Origin of the sequence: Nonomuraea sp. MTCD27 (genome assembly GCF_041950495.1) — a bacterium.
Taxonomy (GTDB): domain Bacteria; phylum Actinomycetota; class Actinomycetes; order Streptosporangiales; family Streptosporangiaceae; genus Nonomuraea.
Genome location: NZ_JBGNUW010000008.1, coordinates 403268 through 426706, shown reverse-complemented (window position 1 = coordinate 426706; position 23439 = coordinate 403268). Strand labels below are relative to the sequence as shown.

23 protein-coding genes are annotated in these 23439 nt (G+C 70.8%); 16 read left to right on the top strand and 7 right to left on the bottom strand.

Going from position 1 to position 23439, the window contains the following annotated elements:
* Nucleotides 1-244: 244 nt before the first annotated feature.
* The 13 genes from ACBJ59_RS25710 (at nucleotide 245) to ACBJ59_RS25650 (ending at nucleotide 12600) form a co-directional block, all read left to right on the top strand.
* On the top strand, nucleotides 245-1732 hold the full coding sequence (locus ACBJ59_RS25710; protein WP_375112802.1) for a sulfatase: 1488 nt from the start codon (nucleotides 245-247) through the stop codon (nucleotides 1730-1732).
* A 125-nt stretch (nucleotides 1733-1857) separates the two neighbouring features.
* On the top strand, nucleotides 1858-2019 hold the full coding sequence (locus ACBJ59_RS25705) for a hypothetical protein (protein WP_375112801.1): 162 nt from the start codon (nucleotides 1858-1860) through the stop codon (nucleotides 2017-2019).
* A gap of 79 nt (nucleotides 2020-2098) precedes the next feature.
* Nucleotides 2099-3076, top strand: a complete 978-nt coding sequence (locus tag ACBJ59_RS25700; protein WP_375112800.1) for an MvdC/MvdD family ATP grasp protein — start codon at nucleotides 2099-2101, stop codon at nucleotides 3074-3076.
* Nucleotides 3073-4053 (top strand): TIGR04500 family putative peptide maturation system protein, encoded by a 981-nt coding sequence (locus tag ACBJ59_RS25695; protein ID WP_375112799.1) that lies wholly within the window; start codon nucleotides 3073-3075, stop codon nucleotides 4051-4053. Before ACBJ59_RS25700 ends, ACBJ59_RS25695 begins: the two co-directional genes overlap by 4 nt.
* A gap of 137 nt (nucleotides 4054-4190) precedes the next feature.
* Nucleotides 4191-5132 (top strand): hypothetical protein, encoded by a 942-nt coding sequence (locus ACBJ59_RS25690; RefSeq protein WP_375112798.1) that lies wholly within the window; start codon nucleotides 4191-4193, stop codon nucleotides 5130-5132.
* Between the two features lie 321 nt (nucleotides 5133-5453).
* A complete protein-coding gene (locus ACBJ59_RS25685; RefSeq protein ID WP_375112797.1) occupies nucleotides 5454-6608 on the top strand; it encodes a sensor histidine kinase in 1155 nt (384 codons plus the stop codon).
* Nucleotides 6605-7264: a response regulator gene (locus ACBJ59_RS25680; protein ID WP_375112796.1), complete on the top strand. Its 660-nt coding sequence runs from the start codon at nucleotides 6605-6607 to the stop codon at nucleotides 7262-7264. Before ACBJ59_RS25685 ends, ACBJ59_RS25680 begins: the two co-directional genes overlap by 4 nt.
* Before the next feature lie 82 nt (nucleotides 7265-7346).
* On the top strand, nucleotides 7347-7967 hold the full coding sequence (locus ACBJ59_RS25675; protein ID WP_375112795.1) for a TetR/AcrR family transcriptional regulator: 621 nt from the start codon (nucleotides 7347-7349) through the stop codon (nucleotides 7965-7967).
* A 58-nt stretch (nucleotides 7968-8025) separates the two neighbouring features.
* On the top strand, nucleotides 8026-8961 hold the full coding sequence (locus tag ACBJ59_RS25670; protein WP_375112794.1) for a LysR family transcriptional regulator: 936 nt from the start codon (nucleotides 8026-8028) through the stop codon (nucleotides 8959-8961).
* A 175-nt stretch (nucleotides 8962-9136) separates the two neighbouring features.
* Nucleotides 9137-9853 (top strand): SDR family NAD(P)-dependent oxidoreductase, encoded by a 717-nt coding sequence (locus ACBJ59_RS25665; protein WP_375112793.1) that lies wholly within the window; start codon nucleotides 9137-9139, stop codon nucleotides 9851-9853.
* Between the two features lie 66 nt (nucleotides 9854-9919).
* Nucleotides 9920-10279 (top strand): SgcJ/EcaC family oxidoreductase, encoded by a 360-nt coding sequence (locus ACBJ59_RS25660; RefSeq protein ID WP_375112792.1) that lies wholly within the window; start codon nucleotides 9920-9922, stop codon nucleotides 10277-10279.
* Nucleotides 10280-10473: 194 nt separating this feature from the next.
* Complete coding sequence (locus ACBJ59_RS25655) at nucleotides 10474-11052, top strand: hypothetical protein (protein WP_375112791.1); 579 nt, start codon at nucleotides 10474-10476, stop codon at nucleotides 11050-11052.
* 342 nt (nucleotides 11053-11394) lie between these two features.
* Complete coding sequence (locus ACBJ59_RS25650) at nucleotides 11395-12600, top strand: cytochrome P450 (protein WP_375112790.1); 1206 nt, start codon at nucleotides 11395-11397, stop codon at nucleotides 12598-12600.
* Nucleotides 12601-12778: 178 nt separating this feature from the next.
* Here the strand turns inward: ACBJ59_RS25650 and ACBJ59_RS25645 are convergent, their stop codons facing one another.
* Nucleotides 12779-13345: a TetR/AcrR family transcriptional regulator gene (locus ACBJ59_RS25645; RefSeq protein WP_375112789.1), complete on the bottom strand. Its 567-nt coding sequence runs from the start codon at nucleotides 13343-13345 to the stop codon at nucleotides 12779-12781.
* 101 nt (nucleotides 13346-13446) lie between these two features.
* On the opposite strand from ACBJ59_RS25645, the gene ACBJ59_RS25640 reads away from it, so the two are divergent.
* Nucleotides 13447-14370 carry an NmrA family NAD(P)-binding protein gene (locus ACBJ59_RS25640; RefSeq protein ID WP_375112788.1) on the top strand — a complete coding sequence of 308 codons (924 nt, stop codon included), beginning with the start codon at nucleotides 13447-13449 and terminating at the stop codon, nucleotides 14368-14370.
* 17 nt (nucleotides 14371-14387) lie between these two features.
* Here the strand turns inward: ACBJ59_RS25640 and ACBJ59_RS25635 are convergent, their stop codons facing one another.
* Nucleotides 14388-15602, bottom strand: coding sequence for an MFS transporter (locus tag ACBJ59_RS25635; protein WP_375112787.1), 1215 nt, complete (start codon nucleotides 15600-15602; stop codon nucleotides 14388-14390).
* Nucleotides 15603-15747: 145 nt separating this feature from the next.
* Between ACBJ59_RS25635 and ACBJ59_RS25630 the strand changes: the two genes are divergently transcribed.
* Nucleotides 15748-16632, top strand: coding sequence for a LysR family transcriptional regulator (locus ACBJ59_RS25630; RefSeq protein WP_375112786.1), 885 nt, complete (start codon nucleotides 15748-15750; stop codon nucleotides 16630-16632).
* Between the two features lie 34 nt (nucleotides 16633-16666).
* Here ACBJ59_RS25630 and ACBJ59_RS25625 read toward each other — a convergent pair whose 3' ends face one another.
* From ACBJ59_RS25625 to ACBJ59_RS25610, 4 genes are read right to left on the bottom strand one after another with little or no spacing between them, the layout of a single operon-like run.
* A complete protein-coding gene (locus ACBJ59_RS25625) occupies nucleotides 16667-17473 on the bottom strand; it encodes a carbohydrate ABC transporter permease (protein ID WP_375112785.1) in 807 nt (268 codons plus the stop codon).
* Entirely contained in the window at nucleotides 17470-18453 is a 984-nt protein-coding gene (locus ACBJ59_RS25620) for a carbohydrate ABC transporter permease (protein WP_375112784.1), read from the bottom strand. The genes ACBJ59_RS25625 and ACBJ59_RS25620 overlap by 4 nt, the downstream gene beginning before the upstream one ends.
* 4 nt (nucleotides 18454-18457) lie before the next feature.
* Complete coding sequence (locus ACBJ59_RS25615) at nucleotides 18458-19681, bottom strand: extracellular solute-binding protein (protein WP_375112783.1); 1224 nt, start codon at nucleotides 19679-19681, stop codon at nucleotides 18458-18460.
* 2 nt (nucleotides 19682-19683) lie between these two features.
* Complete coding sequence (locus ACBJ59_RS25610) at nucleotides 19684-20643, bottom strand: LacI family DNA-binding transcriptional regulator (protein ID WP_375112782.1); 960 nt, start codon at nucleotides 20641-20643, stop codon at nucleotides 19684-19686.
* A gap of 90 nt (nucleotides 20644-20733) precedes the next feature.
* Between ACBJ59_RS25610 and ACBJ59_RS25605 the strand changes: the two genes are divergently transcribed.
* Complete coding sequence (locus tag ACBJ59_RS25605) at nucleotides 20734-22794, top strand: glycogen debranching N-terminal domain-containing protein (protein WP_375112781.1); 2061 nt, start codon at nucleotides 20734-20736, stop codon at nucleotides 22792-22794.
* A 39-nt stretch (nucleotides 22795-22833) separates the two neighbouring features.
* Here ACBJ59_RS25605 and ACBJ59_RS25600 read toward each other — a convergent pair whose 3' ends face one another.
* A complete protein-coding gene (locus ACBJ59_RS25600) occupies nucleotides 22834-23313 on the bottom strand; it encodes a hypothetical protein (RefSeq protein WP_375112780.1) in 480 nt (159 codons plus the stop codon).
* Between the last annotated feature and the right edge of the window lie 126 nt (nucleotides 23314-23439).

Genomic DNA, 23439 nt, shown 5'->3' with positions numbered 1-23439 from the left:
TCGGCGATCTCCCGGGCGGCGGACAGCGGCGTGATCGGGTCGCGGGAGCCGGCCACGACCAGCGCGTGGCACCGGATGGAGGCCAGGCGGCCGGTCGGGTCGAACCGGGCGGTGGACATGAAGCCCATCGTGAGCCCGGGGTTGGGGATCATGCGGGCCATGGAGGCCCCAGCGGGCCGAGGAGGCGGCCGCCGCGGCCGTCCCCCTCCTGGTCCGTGCGGCCGATCCGCGAGTCGGTATCGTCATGGCGAACCTGCTGGTCCGGGCGCTGGACGTGTCCGGTGAGGCGAACGGAGAAGACATGCCAGAAGATCGCCGCCCGAACATTGTGATGATCTTGACTGATGACCACGCCGCGCAGGCGATCAGCGCCTATGGATCGATGCTGAACGTCACGCCGCGCATTGACGAGATCGGGCGGCGCGGCGTGCGGTTCGACAACTGTTTCGCGACCAACGCGCTCTGCTCGCCCAGCCGGGCGTCGATCCTCACCGGTACGTACAGCCACGTCAACGGTGTGACGACCCTGGTCACCCCGATCGACGCGAGCCAGCCCACCTTTGTCTCGCAGCTCAAGCAGGCCGGCTACCGGACGGCGATGGTCGGCAAGTGGCACATGGGGGAGCACGAGGGAAGCACGCCCGAGGGCTTCGACTACTGGGACATCCTGATCGGCCAGGGCGGGCAGGGGGAGTACTGGGACCCGCTGTTCCTCTCGGCCGAGGGAAGGCGGGTTGCCGAAGGCTACGCCACGGACGTCATCACGGATCTCGCCCTCGACTGGGTGGAGTCCTTGGAGGGTGACGACCCGTGGTGCGTGCTGATCTATCACAAGGCGCCCCACCGCCCCTGGGAGCCGCATCCGCGCCATGCCGGGCTCTACTCCGACCCGGTCCCCGTGCCGAAGACGTTCGACGACGACTACTCGACGCGGACGTCGTCGGTGCGCCGCGCGCTCATGCGCCTGGCCGAGAACCTCAACGTCGAAGACCTCAAGGTCACCCCTCCGGCGGGGCTGACCTACGAGGAGCTGGCTCTGTGGAAGTACCAGCGTTTCATGGAGGACTATCTGCGGTGCGTCGCCTCCGTCGACGAGAACGTGGGCCGCGTCATCGACTGGCTCACCGAGCGCGGCGACTTCGCCGACACGATGCTCATGTACGCCTCCGACCAGGGCTTCTTCCTGGGCGAGCACGGATGGTTCGACAAGCGCCTCATGTTCGAGGAGTCGCTGCGGATGCCGATGCTCCTGAGCTACCCGCGCCGCGTGCCGGGCGGCACGGCGCACGACGGCATCGTGACGAACGTCGACTTCGCGCAGACGATCCTGCACGCCGCCGGGGTCGCGGCGCACCCGCGCATGCAGGGCCGGAGTTTCTGGGGCGACCTGACCGGTGCGGACGCTCTCCCCGCCGCGGAAGGCATGTACTACCGCTATTGGGAGCACGACGACATCTTTCACCACGCCCCGGCACACTACGGGTACCGCACACACCGCTACAAGCTCATCTACTACTACAACGACGGGCTCGGGCTGCCCGGCACGGGCGGGTTCGTGTACCCGGGTGAGTGGGAGCTGTACGACCTCGAGGCCGATCCGTCCGAGTTGCGCAACGTCGCCGACGATCCGGGCTACGCGGAGATCCGCGCGCGGCTGACCGAGGCCATGCTCACGGAGCAGCGCAGGCTGGGCGACGAGCCACACCCCTCGCAGTTCGCGGCCATGTCCTGACGTCCGCATCCCAGTCACCTCCAACTGATCCACAAACGCCGGATGGTGGGCTTCGACCGCGAGCCCACGACGTTTGTGCGCGTTGCCATGGGGCTCGCGACTCATCGAAAGGGAGGCAAGGACCAGTGGGCAAGAAGATCGTTCGTCTGGACGACCTGAGCGAAGAGCTGACAGCCATCGACGAGGTCGATCTCGGCCTCGTTTCCGGTGGTCAGCGGATGGAACGCTGCTACCACACGGCCGGCACGGAAGGCCGGCCGTCCGACGGCTGGGTTTCGGACTACTAGGCCGTCACCGTCCCGAGGACTCGTGCGTAGCGCCGCGTGGGAGGGACGCGCCTCCCTCCCACGCGGCTGAGGGGGAGAGTTGCTGCTGATCCTGAGTGAGCCCGGCGACGCCACGGTTCACATGGTCCTGCCCGAGCTGAAAGCCCGGGGGGTGGACGTTCTGTGGTGGGATCCCGGCGAGTATCCGGCCGGCGCCCGGCTGACCGCCCGGTTCGACGCGGACGGAACCCGGCTCGTCCTGGCCAGAGGCGGGCAGGTCACCGACCTCTCCGAGACGACGGCCGTGTGGTACCGGCGCCCCGGCCCACCGCGCGCCGCGGAGCAGGTCACGGCGGCCGACCTGCGGGACCGCGTCGGGGAGCTCTCGGAGTGGTTCCTCGAAGGCTTCTGGGACCTGCTGGACGCTCGATGGCTGCCCGGCAGGCAACCGGTGCTGCGCAGGGCGCACAACAAGCTGGTCCACCTGCCCCTGGCCCGCGAGCTCGGCTTCGCCGTGCCACCGACCACGGTCACCAACGATCCGTTCGAGCTGGCACCTGCCTATGAGCGGGCGGGCGGCCGGCTGATCGCGAAACCGATGGAGCACACCGGGTTCGAGATCGACGGCGCGGCGCACACCGTGTACACCACCGTGGTGCAACGGAGGGATCTCGCGGGCCGGAGCCGGATCGCCCACGAACCGAACATCCTGCAGCCGTACGTGGACAAGGCGGTGGAGCTGCGGGTCACGGTGGTCGGGCGCGAGGTGTTCGCCGCCGAGATCGCCTCGCAGGACTCGCCGCGTACGCGGGACGACTGGCGTCACTATGACTTCGACCGCGCCCGGCACAGCGTGCACCACCTGCCCGATGACATAGCCCGCCGGTGCGTGGAGCTGGTCGCGGCGCTCGGCGTGTCGTTCGGGGCGATCGACCTCATCCTGACTCCCGGCGGCGAGTACGTGTTCCTGGAGATCAACCCCAACGGTCAATGGGGCTGGATCGAGGACCTGACCGGCCTGCCCATCAGCACCGCCATCGCCGACTGGCTCACGGCCGAAGAAACGGACCCGCGATGACTCACACTTCCCTCGGCCCCGCCCTGGAAAGCGGCGTGAAGCTGCTCCGCGGGCTGACCAGGCGGCGTTCGGCGGTGGCGGAGGCAAACCGCGGCGCCGACGCCTGGGCCGCGGCGCATCCTTCGTTCGCCGCCCAGCTCGTGGCCAGCCCGCGTCCCGGGTCGCCGCTCGTCGATTACGACCTGCTGATCGACGACCCGTCGGGCGGCACCATCATGCTCGGCGTCCAGGTGGACGACGGGGCGTCCTGGCTCGTCGATCATGCGACCCACTGGGCCGCCGGCCGCCTGCTGACCGTGGACGGGACACCCGTCTCGGTCTCGGAGGCGATGCTCATGCTCCGTTCGCTCACCCGCCCCGGGCTGTCGCCGCAGGAGGAGTTGGTGCGGTTCTGCCTCCTGCGCAACGCCGCCGCCAAGGAGCAGGTCAGCCTGGCCGACATCCAGGCGGCCGCGGACACCTTCCGCAAGCGGCGCCGCCTGACCAGCCGGGACGCGATGAAGGCGTGGCTGGACCGGATGGGCCTGAGCGCCGAGGCGTTCCATGACCACATGGCCGCGACCGCGAGGGATCACGCGTTCCGGGCCCGGATGCGCGCGGAACTCGGCCCCGGACATCTGGCCCGTCATCGTGACCGGTTCGCGAGGGTATGGGCGGCCTGGGTGCTGTCGGAGGAGCCGATCGACGTCGCCGAACTGCAGCGCTCACCCGGCGGCTCACTCGCGGACCGCTGGGACCTGCAACTGACCAAGGCCCGCACCTGGTCCGGTGACCTGCCCGCCCCCCTCCGCGAGACGCCGGCCGGAGGCGGTGCCGGACCGGTTCCCCACGAAGGGCGCTTCCTGACGGGCTTGATCACCAAGCGCCAGGAGGCCATGGCGGACGCGGAAACACTGGAGGCGGCCGGACGTGCCGCCTTCGACCAGTGGCTGGCCGACGCCGCCGAGCAAGCGCAAGTCACCTGGCACTGGCTTTGAGCCTGCCCGCCCCCAGGTAATTCGTATTAGCTTATTGACGCGGCATTCCGATGGGGGCGAGCGTGTGATTCCGTACCACGACGCAGCGTGAAGGAGTCGAAGTGGACACCCCCCACCCATTGATCCGACGTCGAACCGTGTTGCTGGGCGGAGCCGCGGGCGTAGCCGCGGGTCTGGGACTCGGATCGGCCGCGAACGCGGCGGCGGGCCCCGCCGGGATGCCGACCTACCGCTACCTGCGCGACGCGCTGGCCCTGCCGCTCAGGCACAACCCGACGGGGGAGTTCATCTTCCCCTGCATCAGGGGCGTGTACGACAAGCTCAGCAGCCCCCGAGCCCGCTACTACCTCTACTACGCCCCGCACGAGAATCCCGGCGGCATCTGCGTGGCCTTCGCCAACTCCCTGGCCGGCCCCTTCGACGACCACTCGGGCAACCCGCTCATCGACAACCGCCTCCCGACCACCACGGTCTCCCACGTGTCCTCACCGCACGTGACCTGGGACGCCGCCACCCGGCAGTTCTTCTGCTACTTCCACGGCGAGAACTTCACCACGCGCGTGGCCCGCTCCACCGACGGCATCACCTTCACCGACGAGACCCCGATCCTGAGCACCCGCCTGGTGTCCGGCACCTCCGAGACCTCCTACGCGCGGGTCTTCGAACACCAGCTGCCCGGCCGGAACAACAAGTACGTGATGATCTTCATGGGGGTGCGCAACGGCCGTCGCCTCTTCTACGGCTGGTCGCCCAACGGCTGGGACGGCTGGCAGTTCAGCTCGACCCCGCTGGTGAACCCCGAGCCCGACGGCGTGACCGATATCTCCGGCCCCACCCTCGTCAAGCGCAACGGAACCACCTATGTGGCCTATCACGGCAACGACGGCAGGATGCGGATCACCGAGGTCGGCAACGCGTTCGACAGGGAGACCCACCTCGGCGTCTTCCACTCCCCGATCCCCTCGGACAACGGCAGGGTGGCGGCGCCGTCGTTCGGCACCCAGGACGGTGTGGAGTACATGTTCTACGAGGCAGGGCCGCGTCTGAGCGCACGCATCTGCATCGCCCGCGCGGTCTGACCGCCGTCGTTCGAGGACGAGCCCGGGGCGACCTCGTCACTTCGGTGCGGGCTCGGGCGGGGAGACCGGCATGACACGGTCGGGGGAGACGCGGCGCCGAACGGCCGCGTCTCACCCAGGCCACGCCGACCCCGGCCGACGGCGCGATCACCACATGAAGGCACCGTACGGTCGGCCGGTCACCCGCCATTCGCTCGGCGTGCGGCCTGTGAGGTGACGCGCTCGATCGCCTGGACGGCGGCCGGCATGTCAGCCCATCGCCCCCTCCGTGCATCAGGACGATGACGCCCGCCGGTGTGGCGGGACCGCTAGGCTCGCCCGATGATCGATCTCCGTCGGGTCCAAGACCTGTGGCGGCGGTGTGACGTCACGGTACGGGATTTCCCTTTGGCGCTGCTGCTGACCGTCCTGTCACTCCTGCCGGGGTTCCAAGGCAACGGGACGCAGATCAGCGATCTGCCGACCCGCCCCTACGACGCGCTGGCCGTCGTGGTGGTCGCCCTCGAGTGCCTCCCGCTGACCGTGCGCCGGCGGTGGCCGGCCGCCGGTCTCGTCCTGGTGTCGCTCGGCTTCGCCCTCGACCAGCTCCTCGTCTATCACACGCCGGCGGGCACCGCGCTGCCCATCGCGCTCATCAGCGCGGGCGCCCATCTGGAACGCCACCGGCGCGTCATCGCGGCCCTCCTCTCGGTCGCGTACCTGCCGCTGATGTTCGCGCTCCACCGGCTCGGCTCGAACGAGACGCCGGCCGATATCGCGCTGTTCTACCTGGCGCTGGTCCTCGCGTGGGGCATCGGGGCCTGGCTGCGCTCCACCCGGGCCGCCGAGGCCGAACGCCGCCGCCACGTCGCCGCGGCCACCCGCGCCGCCGAACGCACCCGCATCGCCCGCGAGCTCCACGACGTCGTCACCCATCACGTGACGGCGATGGTCGTGCAGGCCGAGGCGGCGCGCTACCTGACCGCCGCCCCCGATCGCCTCGACGCCACGTTGAGCGCCGTCACCGACACCGGCCGGCGGGCCATCGGCGACCTGCGGCACCTGCTCGACCTGCTCAACCCCGACCACGACACCGACGCCAGGACGCCGTCCGCCGGCGACCTGCGCACGCTCGTCGAGCAGACGCGCCAGGCCGGGCAGCCGGTGGAGTTCACCGAGGAGGGCCGCCCGGCTGAGCTGATCGGCAGCGCCGAGTTCGTGACCTATAGGGTCGTGCAGGAAGCCCTGACGAACGCCCTCAAATACGCCCACGGCAGCCCCACCGCGGTTCGCGTGCAACATGGCGAGAAGGAGATCACCGTGGAGGTCAGCACCGACGGTCCCGGCTCGGGGACCCGCTCTCCCGGCGGGAGCGGGCGGGGCCTGGCCGGGCTCCGCGAGCGGGTCGACGCCCTGGGCGGCGAGTTCAGCGCCGACCGGCAGGCGGGAGGCGGCTTCGTCGTACGGGCCCGCGTCCCCGCCGGGAGCCCGTCGTGACCGCGCCGGTCCGGGTGCTGGTCTGCGACGACCAGGCGCTGATCCGCACCGGGTTCGCGACGATCATCGATGCCCAGCCCGACCTGGAGGTGGTGGGCGAGTGCGGCGACGGCCGCGCCGCGGTCGACCTCGCCCGCCGGCTGGACCCCGACATCGTGGTGATGGACGTACGGATGCCGGTGCTCGACGGCATCGAGGCCACCCGCCTGCTGGCCGGCGCCGGAGTGGCGGACCCGGTCAAGGTGCTCGTGGTGACGACGTTCAACCTGGACGAGTACGTCTACGAGGCGCTGCGCGCGGGGGCGAGCGGGTTCCTGCTCAAGGACGCCCCGCCGGCGCAGCTGCTGCACGGCATCCGCACCGTCGCGACGGGCGCCGCGCTGCTGGCCCCCGAGGTGACGCGGCAGCTCGTCGGCAGGTACGCGGCGCGCATCCGTCCCGCCCACGACACGCCGGACGACGTCGCGCTGACCCCGCGCGAACTGGAGGTGCTGCGCCTCATCGCCGACGGCCGGTCCAACAGCGAGATCGCCGCGACGCTGGTGATCAGCCAGGAAACGGTCAAGACGTACGTGTCGCGCATCCTCACCAAGCTCGACCTGCGTGACCGCGTGCAGGCGGTGGTCTACGCCTACCGCAGGGGCCTGGTGACCTGAGACGCCCACCGTGTTCCGTGGGGAGTGGCCGGCACGATCCCCTGCGGACCGTGAGTAGACGACCGGTCGTACACTGCAAAGTATGGGACGGACCAGCGATGCCAGGGAGAAGATTCTCGGTGCCGCGCGAGCGCTCATCGAGCTGCGCGGTTACTCCGCCCTGGGCGTGGCCGAGATCTGCAAGGCGGCCGGCGTGCCCAAGGGCAGCTTCTACTACTTCTTCGAGTCCAAGGAGGCCCTCGCTCTGGCGGTCATCGACGAGCAATGGGCCGTCCAGGAGCGGTCCTGGAAGGAGGTGCTGGCCGGCGACGCCGAGCCGCTGCTGCGTCTGCGCCGGCTGTTCGAGGTGACGCAGGCCGCCCAGCACGCCGGGCAGCGTGACTGCGGCACCATCTCGGGCTGCATGTTCGGGAACCTCACGCTGGAGATGAGCAACCACACCGAAGCCGTCCGCGTACGGCTGCAGGAGATCTTCGACGCGCAGGTCGGCATGATCGACGCGGTCGTCGCCGAGGCTCTCCTGTGTGGGGACGTCACCGTGACCGACACCCGGGAGGCCGCGCGGGCGGTGGTGGCCCAGCTGGAGGGGCAGGTGCTGCTCGCCAAGCTCTACAACGACACGCAGGGGCTCGGCGTCCTGTGGGCCAACTGCCTGGCGCTGCTCGGCGCCCGTGCGCCCGGCGAGGTGGCCACCGGCCTCTGACGCCCGCCGACCCTCGGCATTGGTAGGCGCAGACTCTCACCGCCGTAGCATGGTGAGTGTGGAGCTGCGTCAGTTGCGGTACTTCGTCGCGGTCGCCGAAGAGCTGAACTTCGGCCGCGCCGCCGGTCGGCTGCTGATCGCCGGCCCTTCCCTGTCCCAGCAGATCAAGGCGCTGGAACGGGATCTCGGTGTCCGCCTGTTCGACCGGGATCGCCGCTCGGTGTCCCTCACCCCGGCCGGTGCCGCGCTGCTTCCCGAGGCCCGTGCCCTGCTGGAACGCGCCGACGACCTCCGGCACCGTGCCCGCCGGCTGTCCGGATCGGAGCCGGTCCGGCTGGGCTACGTCAACTGGCTGCCGCCGGACATGATCGCGCGCACCGCGGCGGTGGCCCAGGTCCACGTAGACGCCTGGGTCGCGCCCTCGCACACCCAGGCCGCCCGGGTCGCCGACGGCGGCCTGGACCTCGCGGTCTGCTGGCTGCGCGCCGACGACCTGGAGCGACGCGGCCTGCGCGCCCAGCTGATCGGCGCCGACCGCCTCTACGCGGTCGCCACCGGCCATGACACCGGCGAGGTTCCCGCCCGGGAGACCGCCCTCCTCCTCGACGACGACACCACCTCCTGGTCGTCCTGGAACATCTACGCCGAGGAAGTCGCCCGGCACACGGGGGCCCGCGCGGTACGCATCTCTGACGGCGGCATCACCGGCCCGGCGTTCTTCGACCACGTGCGCCGCGGCCGCCGCCCGGTCATCAACTCGCCCAAGGGCCAGACCGCCCCGCTCCCGCCGGACCTCGTCCGGCGCCCCGTCGTCGCGCCGGAGATCTACTGGACCTGGTCCCTGGTGTGGCGCCGCGGGGAAGACCGCAACTCGGTCCTCGCTGTCGTCGAGGCCCTGCGCGCCGACGGCGACTTCGGGATCCACGGCCCCGACGCCTGGCTGCCCGAGGGCGACCCGCACCGGCGCCGGCCGGTGCCGGTAAAGCCGGGCTGATCTGCCGTAGGAGTCTTTGCCTAGCATTTGGAAGGATTCCAGTCCGGGTTGGCGGGCTGTCATCCCTTGACTTCCCCATGCCCGCCGCCTGGCTTCGCCCTGACTGATAGGCGACCGGTTGCCTAGTAAGCCGGTAGGCGAAGCTCTCGGCACGGATCTCAGGGGAAGGGTCATCATGAGCATTCAGCAGCAGCAGAAGGTCGCGCTCATCACCGGCGCGTCGAAGGGGATCGGCGCCGCTCTCGTCGACGCCTACCGCAAGCTGGGCTACGCCGTCGTCGCCGTCTCGCGCACCATCTCGCCCTCAGACGACCCCGATGTCCTCACCATTCAGGGCGACGTCGCCGACCGCGCCACCGCCGAAGAGGCGATCGCCGCGGCCGTCGGGCGGTTCGGCCGGGTGGACGCCCTGGTCAACAACGCGGGCATCTTCGTCGCCAAGCCGTTCACCGACTACACCCTCGACGACTACGCCGCCATGCGGGCGGTGAACCTCGACGGCTTCTTCCACATCACCCAGCTCGCCGTCGCACGCATGCTCGGCCAGGGCGGCGGCCACGTCGTCACCATCACCACCAGCCTGGTCGACAACGCCGACGCCCGGGTCCCGTCCGTGCTGGCCTCGCTGACCAAGGGCGGTCTGCAATCGGCCACCAAGTCCCTCGCCATCGAGTACGCCACCCGTGGCGTCCGCGTCAACGCCGTCTCCCCGGGCTCCATCAAGACCCCCATGCATCCCGAGGAGACGCACGAGGCCCTGGCGTCGCTGCAACCCGTACGCCGCATGGGCGAGATGAGCGACGTCGTGGACGCGGTCGTCTTCCTGGAGAAGGCTCCCTTCGTCACCGGCGAGATCCTCCACGTCGACGGTGGCGTGAGCGCCGGCCACTGACCGCGTGCCCCACTGACCGCGTGCCCCGGCACTGCACATCTCGATCCCATCGAAAGGAGAAGCCCGATGACCAGCACGGAGGCAGTCCTCCGGGACGTCCTCGACCGGTGGCAGGCCGGCGTCGACGGCCACGAACCGCAGCGGGTCGCTGACCTGTTCACCGAGGACGCGATCTTCCAAGGGCTCCACCCGTACAGCGTCGGCAGGCCGGGCATAGCCGCCTACTACGACTCCCAGCCGGCCGGGCTGACGGCCGCGTACCGCATCGTCGAGACCAGAGACCTCGCCGACGACCTCGTCCTCGGCTACCTGGCCGTCGACTTCTCCTTCACCGACCGCCCCACCATCAGCGTCCATCTCAGCGTACTGGTGAAGCGGACGGCGGAGGGCTGGCGGATCGCCCACTACCAGGTCTCCCGCCTCTGAGCCCCGGCACCGCGCGTCCGATTCCGTGCGCGAGCAGGCCGGGGGAGAGCTCCCGTCATGAGCGGGTTCGCCTGCCGCGCCGTCACCGTTGCCGGCCGGACCGCGACCCCCGGGTGCCCCACCGGCATCGGCGGCGCGTGCCCACGTGATCTCAGCCGGGGCGGCTCTGCACATTGACACCGTCACGGACGGCAATGCACCAGCCACAGCCCCAGCGATGTGGAGGAGACTTCCGCCAGAGCGGGGGCAGCGCCGGTACGCAGCGCCTCCAGGATCGGGGGCCAGGCGGGACGGGGCACCGAGGGAAGGCACGCCTCCAGGTAGCCGGCCGCCGCGGCAGGCGACATGGGCTGCGGCTCGATGACCGCCGCCGCCGTGAGCACGTCCCTGAACGGCCAGGCGTCGGCCGGCGGGGTGGGGAGCGCACGCGGCCTGGCGGCCCTGTACGCGGCGGCGGTCTGGGGCATCGCCGGACGGCCCCGCTGCTCAAGCCGGACACCGTCGCGGAGTTCGCCCAGCTGCACTCCACCGGCGGCGATCCGGTCCGCGGCGACCGGGGTGACTACGCGCTCGGCTTCCAGGCCAAGGGCCTGCGCTACGCGTTCCTCAGCGCGAACGCCTTCGGCCACGACGGCTCGGCCGGCTCCGAAGCCTTCGCCGACCCGGTCGCCGGCATCGCCTTCGGCTACACGCGACACCGCTTCGGCTTCGGCTGGTCCTACCCGGAACACGACCGGCTCGCCGCCGCCGTCCACCGAGCCGCCACCTCCTGAGGAGCGGCCTCGCCCGCCCGCCTCGGTACGGTCGTCGGCGAGTCCCCGCCGGGCCGATTATGCGAATCCCCATTAAATGTCGCCGTTATTGCGTAAGCCCGCGGGTAACTGCGGCGACTATTTGTGTCGAGCCGTATTGTGTGCCCGCGAGCAACCACCGGACAACCAAGCGTTGTTGGACGACGAAGACCGGAGCTTCGAACGATCCAAAACGCAGAATCGGCCATTGGGCGGCCGATATTCAAGGAGTGAGTAGAGCGTAACTTTTTCCGTCCGTGATGTCGGGAGAGTGTGGGAGGCACGCATGGACGAAGGTGAGAATCCCCCAAGGAGGAGGATGACGTGCCGACATCCCCGGGCCATAACGTGCCGTTCCTCGACGTCCTGAATCCGGCCTTCGACTTCGACACCCCGGAGGTCTACGCCGCGCAGGCGGAAAGCTGGTACGCGAACAGTCCCATCGGCCTGCTCGTGCTCCGGTACGAAGAGGCCAACGACCTCCTGCGCGACCGCAGGCTGGACCACGACGGCAAGCGCTACATGGAGACGCACGGCATCTTCGACGGCCCGATCTACGACTGGTTCGTGCCGATGATCGTCAACCACGAGGGGGAAGACCACCGCCGCCTTCGCGGCCTGATGAACAAGGCGTTCACCGCCCGCCGGGTGGCCCGGCTGCGGCCGTTCATCCGGGAGCAGTCCGAGCAGCTGACCGACCGCCTGGCCGGCGCCGGGACGTGCGACTTCGTCTCCGAGTTCGGCATCCGGCTGCCGCTCGCGGTCATGTGCCGGCTGCTCGGCGTACGGCCCGAGGACTATGACCGCTTCGGCACCTGGACCGCCGACCTCGGCCTGGTCTTCGGCCTCTCGACGGGCGGCGACGTCATTGCCCGGGTGGAGAACGCGGTCAACGGTCTCAACGACTACGCCGACCACCTCATCGACGAGAAGACCGCCCGGCCGACCGACGACCTCGGCTCCGACCTGATCGCGGCCCACCAGGCCGATGACGGCCAGGTCAGCCGGGAGGAGCTGCGCAACCTCCTGGTCACCCTCGTGTTCGCCGCCCACGACACGACCCGGCACCAGCTCGCCAATGCCATGGTCGCCTTCTCGGAGCATCCCGACCAGTGGACGCTGCTGGGGCGGCAGCCGGAGCTCGCGGCCCAGGCGGTCGAAGAGGTGATCCGCTGGCTGCCCTCGTCGGCCACCGTCTACCGGTTCGCCGCCGAGGACTTCGACTACCAGGGGCTGCGCATCGAGAAGGGGACGTACCTCACGATGTGCGTGAAGGTCGCGCAGCGCGATCCGCGAGCGTACAAGATCGCCGACCGGTTCGACATCACCGCCGTCAGGGACATGCCTCCGCTGCAGTTCGGCGCCGGCCCGCACCACTGCCTGGGCGCCGCCCTCGCCCGCGTCGAGGTCGGCGAGGCGCTGACCGTCCTCACCGGCCGGCTGGGCCCGCCGTCCGTCATGGGGCCGGTGTCCTGGCCGGGACCCCTCGGGATCCAGGGCCCCGAGACGCTCCCGCTGCGCTTCGGCTGATCAAGGAGAGGTCGTCCGAGGCGGGTTCACGCCCGGGCCGCGCCACCGGCCCGGCCGTCAGTTGCGTCGCGGCGGGACAAACGGCGGCAAGGGCCGGCGCCACTCCATGAAACCGGCGCAACTCCAAGAAAGGGGTGGGCTCGACGTCCACGATCGGCTCCGCCGGTCGGGCGGCGGTTCAGCTCTGCGGGCTCAGCCCCGCCACGGTCAGCCGGAACAGCCGGTCCGCCCGGGCGGCGGGGTCGGGGTGGTGCTCCGTGGCCAGGGCGATGCCGACGGCCAGCGTGATCAGGTCGGCGACGGTGACGCCTGCCGTCACCGCGCCGTCCTGCGCGGCGCGGCGCAGCAGCGGGGCCGCCGCCTCCGCCAGCGCCGCCGAGCAGGCGTTCTCGTGCACCGGGTCGGATCCGGCGTCGTCGTAGGAGAGCGCGGCCGCCAGCCCCCGGGCGGCGACGCAGTAGGCGACGACGTCGCTCAGCCACTCCAGGAGCGCGGTGCGGCTGTCGCCCGTGCCGGTCAGGTCGTGGGCGCGGACGCACAGGGCCTCGATCCGGTGCCGGGAGACCGCCTCCAGCAGGGCGTATCGGGTGGGGAAGTGCCGGCGCACGGTCGCCGAGCCGACTCCCGCGGTGCGGGCGATCTGTTCCAGGGAGGCGCCTGAGCCGTGGGCGGCGACCTCCTCCTCGGCCACGGCGAGGATGCGCGCGTAGTTGCGCCGGGCGTCCGCGCGCTGGCGGTCGGGCATGGCGTCATCTCCCAGGTTGCTAAATGGCGGGCCCCGCCATATCGTACCGGAACATAAACGGCGGACCCCGCCGTTTATGCGACGAGCACCTGAGGAGCACCATGCCCACAGATTCCGCACCCGTCCTGGTCACCGGCGCCACCGGCAGGCAGGGCGGAGCCACCGCCCGCGCCCTGCGCGCGGCGGGCGTTCCCGTCCGTGCGCTGGTACGCGACCCGGCCACCGACCGGGCCAGGGCCGTCGAGGCGCTCGGCGCCGAGCTGGTCACCGGCGACCTTCACGACCGCGACTCCGTGATCCGGGCCGCCGAGGGCGCCCGCGCCGTCTTCTCCGTGCAGATGCCCGCGGTGACCGCCGAAGGCTTCGATTTCGAAGGGGAGGTGGCCCAGGGCGTCAACCTCATCGAGGGCGCGAGGGCCGCCGGGGTGCCGCAGTTCGTGCACACCTCCGTCACCGGCGCCGGCCGGCACACCGAGACCCCCGGCTGGGCCGAAGGCCGCTGGGCGTCGATGGAGCCCACCATGGGCGCCAAGAGCGCGATCCAGGACCGGCTCCGCGCGGCCGGCTTCCCCCATTGGACGCTGCTCAAGCCGGGCTTCTTCATGGAGAACTTCCTGCCGTCCATGGCGTACCTGTTCCCGCGCGGCATCGAGGGCGGCCTGGTGAGCATCCTGAACCCCGAGACCAGGCTGTCCCTCGTCGCGGTGGACGACATCGGCAGGGCGGCCGCCGCGGCCATCGCCGCGCCGGACCGGTTCGACGGGGTCGAGCTGGAGCTGGCGAGCGACTACCTGTCGATGACGGAGATCGCCGAAGTCCTCTCCCGCGCCCTCGGCACGCGGCTGTCCGCGCCGGACATGACCGAGGAGGAGGCCCTCGCCGCCGGAATGCCGGCGATGGGCGCCTCGGGGGAGTGGCTCAACGTGGCCGGCCAGCCGGGCCGCCCGCAGTACGCGAGAGACCTCGGCATCCCGCTCACCAGCTTCGAGGAATGGGCGCAGGAGCACATGCGCGCCAAGGCCTGACACGCCGGCACCACTCCCTACTCGCTCGCGGCCAGCGCATCGTCGGGGGCGGTGCGTGCGGTCCGCTGCCGGGTGCCGAGGGTGAGGAGCAGCGAAGCCGCTGTCAGCGCCACGCCGAACCAGACGACACTTGCGACACCCAGATGATCGGCGAACAGCCCGCCGAAGAGCGCCCCGAGCGCGATGGAGGTGTTGTACGCCATGGTGTTGAGCGACATCGCGGCCTCGAAGGTGTCGGGCGCGGCGGCCTGCGTCATGTTGACCTGGCAGAGCTGGACGACGCCGAAGGAAACGCCCCAGAGGATCAGCGCGATGACCGAGCCGGCCTGGCCGTGACCGACCGCGAGCAGCAACAGCATGGACCCCACCAGTCCCGCGCAGCCGGCGACGAAGCTGCCCCGCAGGTTCCTGGTCACCGTGTGTCCGGCGATGAAGTTCCCGGCCGCGCCGCCGGCGCCGTAAACCATCAGCAGCACGGTGATGAAGAGGGGAGAGGCGGAGGTGGTGCTCTCCAGGTAGGGGCGCACGAAGGTGTACGCGCCGAAGTGGCCGAGCACGAACAGCACGACGGTGCACAGCACCAGGCGGAGCGGCACGTTTCTGAGCGGGAGCCCGAAGACCTCCCGGACCGGAACCGCGTTCGCCGACGGCAGCGATGGGACGGCGGCGACGACCGCGAGGAACACCAGCGCGCTCAGCCCGGCCCAGATCAGGAACGTGGTCCGCCAGTCGGTGAGGCTTTCCAGGACCGTTCCCAGCGGTATGCCCACGACCGCGGCGATCGAGATGCCGGACATGACGATCGCGGCCGCCCTGCTCGCGTGGCGTCCCGGAACGAGGCGCATCGCCATGCTCACCCCTATGGCCCAGAACACGCCGCTGGCGAAGCCCATGACGAGCCGCGTGGTGAGGACCAGCGGATAGTTCGGCGAAAGGGCGGTGATGACGTTTCCGAGGGTCAATATCGCCAGCAGCGTGGACAGCAGGGCACGCCGGTTGACCCGCCTGGTCCAGGCCACGATGAACGGCACGCCCAGCCCGGCCGAGACGCCGTAGAGAGTGACCATCAGCCCGGCGACGCCCACCGGGATCCCCAGGCTCGCGCTCACCGGAGTGAGCAGGCCGACGGGCATCAACTCGGTGGTCAGGAAGACGAACAGGCTGGCTGTGATCGCGGAAACACCGAGCCATGGCCTCAAGGCCGGCCGCGGATTTTCATCGTGTGTGGTCACTGATCTTCCTTCAGGGGTGCAGGAATCATCGGCAAGACGGGAAAGGCGTCAGCGCCTCCGTCGAGGGTTCAAGGGTGCGCCCCCATCGATCGATGAGTCCAACACATAGTTTTCATCGTGATCGATCGTGATGCACGATGGTCGGATGGAGCTGCAGCAACTGAGGTACGTCATCGCGGTCGCGGAGACCAGCAACTTCACCCGGGCGGCCGAGCGCTGCCGGGTGGTGCAGTCCGCGCTCAGCCACCAGATCGCCGGTCTGGAGCGGGAACTGGGCGCCCGGTTGTTCGAGCGCACCAGCCGCCGCGTGCGGCTGACGCCGGCCGGAGAGGCGTTCCTGCCCGCCGCCCGGGAGTGCCTGGAGGCCGCCGACCGCGCGCGGGCCGAGGTGGCGGCCGCGAGCGGGGAGATCCGCGGGCGGCTCGCCGTCGGCGCGATCCCCACGGTGACGGCCGTCAACCTGCCGGTCGCCCTGAGGGACTACCGCCGGCGCCATCCGCGGGTGCAGATCACGCTCACCTCGGCGGGCAGCGGGGAGCTGATCGAGCGGGTCCGGCAGGGCGGCGTCGACGTCGCGTTCCTCGGCCTGCCGCCGCGCGCGGAACCGAAGGGCGTGCGGAGCCGCCGGCTCGGCGGAGGCGAGCTGGTCGCCGTGGTCGCGCCGGATCACCACCGGACGGAGTCCGAGGCGGACCTGCGGGGCCTGGCGGACGAGCCGTTCATCGACTTCCGCGCCGGCGCGGCCGGGCGCGCACAGTCGGACCAGGCCTTCGCGGCCGCGGGGGTACGGCGTGAGGTGCCCTTCGAGGTGTCGTCCGCCGACTTCCTGGTCGATCTGGTACGGCAGGGCCTCGGCGTCGGCATGCTGCCGGCCGCGTACGCGCTGCGCTTCCCCGACCTGCGCGTCATCCGCCTTCGTGACGCTCCCACGCGGATGGAGCACGTGATCTGGGACAACCGGCCGTCCCCGGCGGCCACCGCCTTCCTCGACCTGATCCGCGCCGATCGCGCGGAAACGCCTCCCGCCTGAGCCGCCCCGGGCGGGAGACCTTCTCCGCGACGCGTCAGCCCTTCTCCGCGCCCTGGTTGGGGTCGCGGACGAAGTACCGCTGGAACACGACGAAGATGATCGCGACCGGGATGGTGGCCAGGAGCGCGGCGCCGAGCTTGAGCGGGAACTGGGTGCCGCCGCCGAGTGAGCCGCTGACCAGGTCGGCCAGGCCGCGCGGGAGGGTGAACAGCGCCGGGTCCTGCACGGCGACCAGGGTGTGCGGGAACTCGTTCCACGAGCCCTGGAACGACAGGATCGTCAGCGTGATGAGCGCGGGCCGCGACATCGGCAGCACGACGGACCAGAAGACGCGGAACGTGCCGGCGCCGTCGATGCGGGCCGCCTCCTCGACGCTGTGCGGGACCGACTCGAAGAACTGCTTCATCACGAACACGCCGGTGGCGTCGGCGATGAGCGGGAGGATCAGCGCCAGGTACGAGTCGTACATCCCCAACTGGTTCAAGACCAGAAATTTCGGGATAAAGAGCACGACCCCCGGCACGGCCATCACCGCGATGACCGCCACGAACAACCCGCGCCGCCCCCGGAACCGCAGCCGGGCCAGCGCGTACCCCGCCATCGAGTCCAGCAGCACCCGCCCCAGCGTGACCACCACGGTGACCACCAGCGAGTTCGCCAGCCAGACCGGCATGTCCGTGCCCAGGAACACCCGCTCGAAGGCCGACAGCGTGGCCGGGTGCGGGATGGGCGACAGGGGGTTGGCGGCGGAGTCCGGATCGGTCTTGAAGGCGTTGGCGATCTGGATGACGAACGGGTAGATGAAGACGACCGAGAACACGGTCAGGACGACGCGCCTCATGGCTTCCGCTCCCTCATGACCCACCGCTGGAACAACGTCAGCAGCACGATGATCAGGAAGAGCACGAACGAGATCGCCGTGCCCGCCCCGTAGTCGAAGTCCCGGAACGCCGTCCGGTACGACAGGAACGCCGGCGTCAGCGTGGTCTTGGCGGGATCGCCCTGGCTCATCACGTAGATCTGGTCGAACACCTGCCACGTGCCGATCAGCCCGAGCGTCAGCACGAGGAACATCGTCGGCTTGAGCAGGGGCAGCGTCACCCGCCAGAAGCGCTGCGAGCGGGTGGCGCCGTCGATCATGGCCGCCTCGTCGAGCGTCCTCGGGATGTTCTGCAGCGCCGCGAGGAACATCAGCATGAACGTCCCCGACGTCGTCCACACCACCAGCACGATGATCGCGCACATCGCCACGCTGGGCCCCGCCAGCCACTCCCACCAGGTCAGCCCCAGCAGGCCGTGCTCGGTCAGCGCCGCCGGCGGGTCACCGAGCAGCAGGTGGATCACCCCGCGCGCGTCGGAGAACCACTGCGGCCCGTCCACCCCGGCGAACGCCAGGAGCTGGTTGACCGCCCCCGAGTTGGCGAAGATGAACAGGAACACCACGCTGATCGCCACCGAGCTGGTCACCGAGGGGAAGTAGAACGCGGTACGGAAGAAGGTCCTGCGCTTGTTCACCACCAGCGCGAGGAAGAGCGCGAGCCCCGTCTGCAACGGCACGACGGCGGCCACGTAATAGACGTTGTTGCGGATGCTGGTCATGAAGTTCTCGCGGGCCAGCCCGTCCTCGGCGAACAACCGCGCGTAGTTCTCCCCGCCCACGAACGGCACGCCGCCGCGGAAGGGGCTGCCCTGCCCGTTCCATCCCGTCAGGCTCACCCAGAGCGCCATCAGGATGGGCAGCAGCAGGAACAGCCCGAGGATCACCACCACCGGCGCCACGAACAGCCATCCCGCGAGGTTCTCCCTGGTACGGCTGCGCATGATGTCAGCCGAGCGCGCTCTCGGTGTTCTTCTGCAGCCTGGCCAGGATCGTCTTGGGATCCTGGGTGGCCAGCTGCTGCAGCCCGGTGTCGAAGTCGGACAGGACGCTGTCCATCTTGGGGGCGTTCACCGGGCCCTGCGCGTACTCGACGCCGTTGACGAAGGCGGCGTCGGCCGGGAACTCCTTGAGGTAGGCCTCCTTGGCCGCCTGCCGCGACGGCATGACGCCGAACGCCTCGGCGAAGGCGAGCTGCTGGTCGGTCTTGGTCATCGCCTCCACGAAGTCGATGGCCGCGGCCTTGTTCCTGGACTTGGCGGCGATGCCCCAGCATTGGGTGAAGGAGAGCGTGCCCTTGCCCTCGGGGCCGGCGGGCAGCTCGTGGACGGAGAACTTCACGTCGGGATAGTCGGCCCGCAGCGCGCCCTTGATCCAGTTGCCCTCGATGGTCATCGCGGCCTTGCCCTTGCCGAACGCCTCGCCGCCCCACTCGGCGTCGAGCGCCTTGGCGTACTGGGCCTGCTTGCCGGTGAGCAGGCCCTTGACGTACTCCAGGGCGGCCAGGTTCTCCGGGCTGTCGCCGGTGGCCTGCTTGCCGTCCTCGCTGGTGATCCAGCCGCCGGCCTGCACCATGAAGACGCCAAGCCGGTCACGGCTGTCGCCGAACGTCAGCGGCGTCACGCCCTTGATCCTCTTGGTGACGGCCGTGAGCTCGTCCCAGGTGGTGGGCAGGTCGTCGTCGGTGAGCCCGTTCTTCTTCCACAGCTCGTCGTTGACGACCAGGGCGAGCGTGGAGAAGTCCTTGGGCGCGCAGTAGAACTTCCCGTCGTAGGTGAACGTCTCGCGCAGGCTCGGATAGAAGTCCTGGCTGTCGGAGATCTTGTCCCCGTACGGCTCCAGGGCGCCGACGCTGGCGTAGTCGGCGAAGCGGGCGGCGTCGACGTAGAACACGTCCGGCGGGTTGCTGCCCGCGAACGCCTGGCCGAGCTGCTGGTGGATGTCCTGGGCCGGGGTGACGGTGGCGGTGTTGCCGCTGGCCTTGGCCCAGCTCTCGGCCGCCTGCTTGACCGCGTTCGTCTCGGCGTCCCCGGAGGAGGCCATCAGGACCTGGAGCGCGGCCGGGCCGCTGCTCTGCTGTTGCGGCGCGGCCTGCTGGTCGTCGAAGCCGCTGCCGCAGGCCGTCGCGGACATGAGTACGGCGGCTGCCGCGGGGATCGCGAGGCTTTTCATGATCAGGGGTCCTTTCGGATGACCAGGGTGGGAGTGAGCAGCACGTGCGGCGCGGTGGGGCGGCCCGAGAGGCGGTCGGTCAGCAGCTCCACGCAGCGCGCGGCGGCCTCGGCGAGGGGCTGGCCGAGGGTGGTGAGCCCGATGGCGGCGGCCACCGGGGTGTCGTCGAACCCCACGACGGAGGGGGTGACCTGCAGGGCTCCGAGGGCCACCGAGTCGCTGACGCAGACCAGGGCCGTCGCCCCGCGCTCCACCAGCTCCCGCGCGCCCGCCTGCCCTTGGGCCGGGGTGCCGTCGGTCTCCATGGCCAGGTCGGTGTCGAGCCCTCCGGCGGCCAGCATCCTGGACCAGCCGGACTTGCGGTCGTCGCCGACGCCGGAGCCGGTCTCCCAGCCGAGGAAGCCGATCCGGCGGTGCCCGCCGTCGAGGAGGTGGCGGGTGGCCGCCTCGGTCCCGGCGGCGCCGTCCACGTCCACCCAGGGGTGACCGGCCTCCGAGGTGCCCCACGGCCGGCCGAAGGTGACGAACGGCAGGTCCCGCTCGGCCAGCCAGGAGGTCCGCGCGTCGCCGTGGTGGGTGCTGGTCAGCACGAACCCGTCGGGCTCGAACTCGCCCAGGAGCTGGTCGAACGCGGCGATCTCGGACTGGTCGTCGGTGGCGGTGTAGAGCAGCACGCGGTAGCCGGACCCGGCCGCCGACTCGGTGAGGCCGTGCAGGAAGCGGTCGAAGACGTTCATGCCGTCCTGGGTCGTCTCTATCCGGGTGGCCAGGAGCCGCGACCTGCCGGTACGCATCTGCCTGGCGGCGGCGCTCACCCGGTAGCCAAGGGCCTCGACGGCGGCCAGCACCCGCTGCCGGGTCTCCTCCTTGACCACTTCGGGGGAGTTCAGCACGTTCGACACGGTCTGGCGGGACACGTTGGCGTGCCGCGCCACATCGGCGATCGTCACCTTCGCCGCCATATATGGCCTTTCTAATAGTTTGATCGATCCAAAAGGCGTATGACAGGATTAGATCGTTCAAGTTAACGGAGTGTCAAGGGGGCCTCACACGTGCCGGACCACCGCCTGCAACCGCTGCTGCACGACCTGGTCAGCACCGTCCTGGCCCCGACGACCGCGCTGAGCGGCGCCGACGGCCAGATCAGGCCCGCCGGGGTGCAGGGGCTCTTCCACGCCGACGCGCGGGTGCTCTCCCAGGCCGGGCTGCGGATCGACGGCCGCGAGCCCGAGCCGGTCGGCCACGCCGTACCGGGTCCCGGGGTCTCCCGCTTCGTCTCGCTGGCCCGCTGGCTCGGTGACCCCGGCCCCGACCCGACGGTGCGGATCGACCGCGTGCGCCGCGTCACGCCGGGCGCGATGGAGGAGGAGCTCACGATCGCCTCCACGGCGGCCGACCCTTTCACCTGCACCGTCACCATCGAGCTGAGCTGCGACTTCGCGCCCATCGAGGTGGTGAAGTCGGGCGGCGCCGCCACCCCGGTCCCGCCCGCCGCGGGCGGCGGCGAGCTGACCTGGCAGGCCGGCGGCATCCGCGTCGCCGCCGCCGGGCGGGACTTCGAGGTCGCCGGCACCGCGTTGCGGCGGGAGGTGACGGTGGCGCCAGGAGAGCGCGTCACGTTGCGGTGGGGCGCCTCCGTGGCGGACCCCAAGGCGGTGGTGGCGGCGCCGGCCGGCCCGCGGGAGTGGAGCAGGCCCGAGGTCGAGGCCGACGACGCCCGCCTGGTACGCCTGGCCCGCCAGTCCCTCGACGACCTGGAGTCGCTGCGGCTGACCGAGACGGCGGCGCCGGGGGACACGTTCCTGGGCGCGGGCGTGCCCTGGTTCCTGACACTCTTCGGCCGCGACAGCATCTGGGCCGCCCGCATGCTGCTCCCGCTCGGCACCGGGCCGGCCGCGGGCACCTTGCGCGTCCTGGCCCGCCGCCAGGGGAGCAAGGTGGACGCCGCCTCCGGCGAGGCCCCCGGCAAGATCATGCACGAGCTGCGCCGCCACGAGTTCGCCGTCGAGGGCAACGAGCTGCGCCTGCCCGCCGCCTACTACGGCACCATCGACGCCACCCCGCTCTGGATCGCCCTGCTGCACGACGCCTGGCGCTGGGGCATGCCCGAGGCCGAGGTGGCCGCGCTGCTGCCCCCGCTGGAGGCGGCGCTGGGCTGGCTCGCCGATCACGGCGACGCCGACGGCGACGGCTTCCTGGAATACATCGACACCAGCGGCAGCGGCCTGGCCAACCAGGGCTGGAAGGACTCAGGCGACGCCGTGCGCTTCCACGACGGCACCCGCGCCGAGCCGCCCATCGCCCTGGTCGAGGTCCAGGGGTACGCGTACGAGGCGGCCATGGCGGGGGCGGCGCTGCTGGAGGCGTACGGCAGGCCGGGCGCCGAGCGGTGGCGCGACTACGCGGGCGGGCTGGCCGAGCGGTTCCGCGAGCGGTTCTGGGTGGACGGCGGCTACCCGGCGCTCGCCCTTGACCGCGACAAACGCCCGGTGGACGCGCTGACCAGCAACATCGGGCACCTCCTCGGCACCGGCCTGCTCACGCCGGCCGAGGAACTCCGGATCGTCCAGACACTGAAAAATCCGGCCATGTCCGGCGGTTTCGGCCTCCGTACGATGTCCACCGCCGACGCCGGCTTCAGCCCGCTCTCCTACCACTGCGGCTCCGTCTGGACGCACGACACCGCCATCGTCATCTCCGGCCTCGCCCGCTCGGGCCACGGCGGGCCCGCCGACAGCCCCGCCGCTGACCTGGCCGCTGACCTGGCCGAGGGGCTCCTATCGGCCGCCGAGACCTTCGGCTACCGCCTGCCCGAACTCCACGCCGGCGACGACCGCACGCTCATGGGGCGCCCCGTGCCGTACCCCGCGGCCTGCCGCCCCCAGGCGTGGTCGGCGGCGGCGGCCATCGCGGTCCTCCACGCCGCCGTCGGGCTGTACCCGGACGTCCCCGCAGGCCGCGCGGCCATCCGCCCGCTGCCCGGCGCGCCCCTGGGCGCGCTGACGGTGCGCGGGCTGCGCGTGGCCGGGGCTCCCGTGGACGTGACGGTCGAGCGGTCGGGCACGGCACGCGTCAGGGGCCTGCCCGCGGGCGTCTCGCTCCTGATCCCGTGAGGGGAGCGCGGCGGCGCTCCCCTTCGGCGTGCTGTGCGGTCAGGTGTAGGGATTGTCCACGGTGTACGACTTGGTGCGCGTGTTGTACTGGTTGCCGGGATAGAACCAGCCGCCGGTCACGTCGAAGCGGACGTTGCCGACGGCGCCGCCGTGGTTCACCTCCGCGGCGTACAGGGACGTCTGCTGGCAGCCCGGGGTGGTCGTCGAGCCGGTGGAGGCCGGCCAAAGCTGGGTCGTGCCGTTGACGACGATGCTGAGGTTGGGCGCGGGGTAGGCGTGCAGCCAGCACAACCGCAGCGAATACCGGAACATCGTGTCCCCGTCGTCGAACGCCACCGTGCCCTCCAGCCGGGCCAGCCCCGTGTTGTAGGGGTCCGTCGCGTTCACCTGGATGTAGACCGGCTGGTCCGGGCCGTACGCCGCATGCGCGGCGCCGAGGGGCAGGAGAGCGGTGGCGAGCGCCGCGATGGCGACGGCGATCGACCTCGTCGCGCGGCGTACTCCGGAACGTGCTGCCAAGTCGCACCTCGTTTCTTTCCTGGGTTTCTTTCCTGGCGTGTACGAGTGACGCTCGGCGATTATTTGCGGAAATGAGCAGCCGGTCCAGGCGGCCAATAAACGCCGCGATTCCGGCTGGACGTTAAA

What these genes read in the sequence shown, in the direction of transcription:
- ACBJ59_RS25640 (WP_375112788.1), top strand. Translation starts at nt 13,447, where the DNA reads ATGCCCACAGATTCCGCACCCGTCCTGGTCACCGGCGCCACCGGCAGG.
- ACBJ59_RS25645 (WP_375112789.1), bottom strand. Translation starts at nt 13,345, where the DNA reads ATGCCCGACCGCCAGCGCGCGGACGCCCGGCGCAACTACGCGCGCATC.
- ACBJ59_RS25615 (WP_375112783.1), bottom strand. Translation starts at nt 19,681, where the DNA reads ATGAAAAGCCTCGCGATCCCCGCGGCAGCCGCCGTACTCATGTCCGCG.
- ACBJ59_RS25665 (WP_375112793.1), top strand. Translation starts at nt 9,137, where the DNA reads ATGAGCATTCAGCAGCAGCAGAAGGTCGCGCTCATCACCGGCGCGTCG.
- ACBJ59_RS25610 (WP_375112782.1), bottom strand. Translation starts at nt 20,643, where the DNA reads ATGGCGGCGAAGGTGACGATCGCCGATGTGGCGCGGCACGCCAACGTG.
- ACBJ59_RS25695 (WP_375112799.1), top strand. Translation starts at nt 3,073, where the DNA reads ATGACTCACACTTCCCTCGGCCCCGCCCTGGAAAGCGGCGTGAAGCTG.
- ACBJ59_RS25625 (WP_375112785.1), bottom strand. Translation starts at nt 17,473, where the DNA reads ATGAGGCGCGTCGTCCTGACCGTGTTCTCGGTCGTCTTCATCTACCCG.
- ACBJ59_RS25685 (WP_375112797.1), top strand. Translation starts at nt 5,454, where the DNA reads ATGATCGATCTCCGTCGGGTCCAAGACCTGTGGCGGCGGTGTGACGTC.
- ACBJ59_RS25630 (WP_375112786.1), top strand. Translation starts at nt 15,748, where the DNA reads ATGGAGCTGCAGCAACTGAGGTACGTCATCGCGGTCGCGGAGACCAGC.
- ACBJ59_RS25710 (WP_375112802.1), top strand. Translation starts at nt 245, where the DNA reads ATGGCGAACCTGCTGGTCCGGGCGCTGGACGTGTCCGGTGAGGCGAAC.
- ACBJ59_RS25660 (WP_375112792.1), top strand. Translation starts at nt 9,920, where the DNA reads ATGACCAGCACGGAGGCAGTCCTCCGGGACGTCCTCGACCGGTGGCAG.
- ACBJ59_RS25620 (WP_375112784.1), bottom strand. Translation starts at nt 18,453, where the DNA reads ATGCGCAGCCGTACCAGGGAGAACCTCGCGGGATGGCTGTTCGTGGCG.
- ACBJ59_RS25675 (WP_375112795.1), top strand. Translation starts at nt 7,347, where the DNA reads ATGGGACGGACCAGCGATGCCAGGGAGAAGATTCTCGGTGCCGCGCGA.
- ACBJ59_RS25655 (WP_375112791.1), top strand. Translation starts at nt 10,474, where the DNA reads ATGCACCAGCCACAGCCCCAGCGATGTGGAGGAGACTTCCGCCAGAGC.